Annotated in this window: 2 rRNA genes (1 of these 2 running past the window's edge); both read left to right on the plus strand. The window is 53.6% G+C overall.

The features are described from left to right. Window positions 1–2,747, plus strand: a 23S ribosomal RNA gene (locus tag ABE522_RS17300) (it extends 134 nt beyond the left edge of the window). A 168-nt stretch (window positions 2,748–2,915) separates the two neighbouring features. Further along, window positions 2,916–3,030, plus strand: a 5S ribosomal RNA gene (gene rrf, locus ABE522_RS17305). The last annotated feature ends 9 nt before the right edge of the window (window positions 3,031–3,039 follow it).

Genomic DNA, 3,039 nt, shown 5'->3' on the forward strand with positions numbered 1-3,039 from the left:
CTTGCGGGTATCCTGCAGTGAATACATAGCTGCTGGAAGCGAACCTGGTGAACTGAAATATCTAAGTAACCAGAGGAAAAGAAATCAACCGAGATTCCGTAAGTAGCGACGAGCGAACGCGGACTAGCCCTTAAGCTGATTTGGTTCTAGGAAAACAGTCTGGAAAGACTGGCCATAGAAGGTGATAGCCCTGTATCTGAAAGGGCCATTTCAGTGAAGACGAGTAGGGCGGGGCACGTGAAACCCTGTCTGAACATGGGGGGACCATCCTCCAAGGCTAAATACTACTGACCGACCGATAGTGAACCAGTACCGTGAGGGAAAGGCGAAAAGAACCCCGGAGAGGGGAGTGAAATAGATCCTGAAACCGTGTGCGTACAAGCAGTAGGAGCTCCGCAAGGAGTGACTGCGTACCTTTTGTATAATGGGTCAGCGACTTACTGTTCGTGGCAAGCTTAACCGTATAGGGGAGGCGAAGGGAAACCGAGTCTGATAAGGGCGCATAGTCGCGGGCAGTAGACCCGAAACCGGGTGATCTAGTCATGGCCAGGGTGAAGGTGCCGTAACAGGTACTGGAGGCCCGAACCCACGTCTGTTGCAAAAGACGGGGATGAGCTGTGATTAGGAGTGAAAAGCTAATCGAACCCGGAGATAGCTGGTTCTCCTCGAAAGCTATTTAGGTAGCGCCTCATATGTATCCTCTCGGGGGTAGAGCACTGTTATGGCTAGGGGGTCATCGCGACTTACCAAACCATTGCAAACTCCGAATACCGAGACGGACTGTATGGGAGACACACGGCGGGTGCTAACGTCCGTCGTGAAAAGGGAAACAACCCAGACCCACAGCTAAGGTCCCAAATTCACTGCTAAGTGGAAAACCATGTGGAAAGGCACAGACAGCCAGGAGGTTGGCTTAGAAGCAGCCACCCTTTAAAGAAAGCGTAATAGCTCACTGGTCGAGTCGGTCTGCGGGGAAGATTTAACGGGGCTAAGCAGTGAACCGAAGCTTGGGGTGTGCATATTTATATGTACGCGGTAGAGGAGCGTTCCGTAAGCCGTTGAAGGTGGATTGAGAAGTCTGCTGGAGGTATCGGAAGTGCGAATGCTGACATGAGTAACGATAATGCGGGTGAAAAACCCGCACGCCGAAAGCCCAAGGTTTCCTTGCGCAACGTTAATCGGCGCAGGGTGAGTCGGCCCCTAAGGCGAGGACGAAAGTCGTAGTCGATGGGAAGCAGGTTAATATTCCTGCACCTCGCGTAAGTGCGATGGAGGGACGGAGAAGGTTAGGCGTACCAGGCGTTGGTTGTCCTGGGGAAAGGCGGTAGGTTTGGATCTTTGGCAAATCCGGGATCCTCTAAGACCGAGCACCGAGACGAGCCTTCAAGGCGAAGTCGCTGATACCACGCTTCCAGGAAAAGCTCCTAAGCTTCAGCTTACGCAGACCGTACCGTAAACCGACACAGGTGGGTAGGATGAGAATTCTCAGGCGCTTGAGAGAACTCGGGTGAAGGAACTAGGCAACATGGCACCGTAACTTCGGGAGAAGGTGCACCCTTTTTGGTGGCTCATGCGAGCTATAGCTGAAGAGGGTCGCAGTAACCAGGCCGCTGCGACTGTTTATCAAAAACACAGCACTCTGCAAACACGAAAGTGGACGTATAGGGTGTGACGCCTGCCCGGTGCTGGAAGGTTAATTGATGGGGTCAGCCGCAAGGCGAAGCTCTTGATCGAAGCCCCAGTAAACGGCGGCCGTAACTATAACGGTCCTAAGGTAGCGAAATTCCTTGTCGGGTAAGTTCCGACCTGCACGAATGGCGTAACGACAGCGGCGCTGTCTCCACCCGAGACTCAGTGAAATTGAAATCGCTGTGAAGATGCAGCGTTCCCGTGGCAAGACGGAAAGACCCCGTGAACCTTTACTATAGCTTTACACTGAACGTTGAGTTCGTCTGTGTAGGATAGGTGGGAGGCTATGAAACTGTGGCGCTAGCTGCAGTGGAGCCAACCTTGAAATACCACCCTGTCGTGCTTGACGTTCTAACCTAGGTCCATAATCTGGATCGGGGACCGTGTATGGTGGGTAGTTTGACTGGGGCGGTCTCCTCCTAAAGAGTAACGGAGGAGCTCGAAGGTACGCTCAGCGCGGTCGGACATCGCGCACTGTGTGCAAAGGCATAAGCGTGCTTGACTGCAAGATCGACGGATCAAGCAGGTAGGAAACTAGGACTTAGTGATCCGGTGGTTCTGTATGGAAGGGCCATCGCTCAACGGATAAAAGGTACTCCGGGGATAACAGGCTGATACCGCCCAAGAGTTCATATCGACGGCGGTGTTTGGCACCTCGATGTCGGCTCATCACATCCTGGGGCTGTAGTCGGTCCCAAGGGTATGGCTGTTCGCCATTTAAAGTGGTACGCGAGCTGGGTTCAGAACGTCGTGAGACAGTTCGGTCCCTATCTGCCATGGGCGTTGGAGATTTGAGAGGGGCTGCTCCTAGTACGAGAGGACCGGAGTGGACGAACCTCTGGTGTTCCGGTTGTCACGCCAGTGGCATTGCCGGGTAGCTATGTTCGGAAGCGATAACCGCTGAAAGCATCTAAGCGGGAAGCGCGCCTCAAGATGAGATCTCCCGGGGCACAAGCCCCCTGAAGGAACCATATAGACTATGTGGTTGATAGGTCAGGTGTGTAAGTACAGCAATGTATTGAGCTAACTGATACTAATGATCCGTGCGGCTTGACCATATAACCTCAAGTTGCCTTGGCCGACATGACATGTCGATAGATCCAAGTGCACGCTACGTCACAAGACCAAACGAGAGGCAGGCGCCCAGGCGCGTCTCTTTGTAAAGCCGGCACATCCGTGCCCGCTCCCTGCAAAGACACGTCCTGCGGCGACACTCCAAAAGCCTCCCTGGTGAAATTAGCGCTGTGGAACCACCCGATCCCATCCCGAACTCGGAAGTGAAACGCAGCTGCGCCGATGGTAGTGTGGCTCAAGCCATGCGAGAGTAGGTCATCGCCAGGGTTTATACCC

The sequence above is a fragment of the Stenotrophomonas lacuserhaii genome, from assembly GCF_039674585.1.
GTDB lineage: Bacteria > Pseudomonadota > Gammaproteobacteria > Xanthomonadales > Xanthomonadaceae > Stenotrophomonas > Stenotrophomonas pennii_A.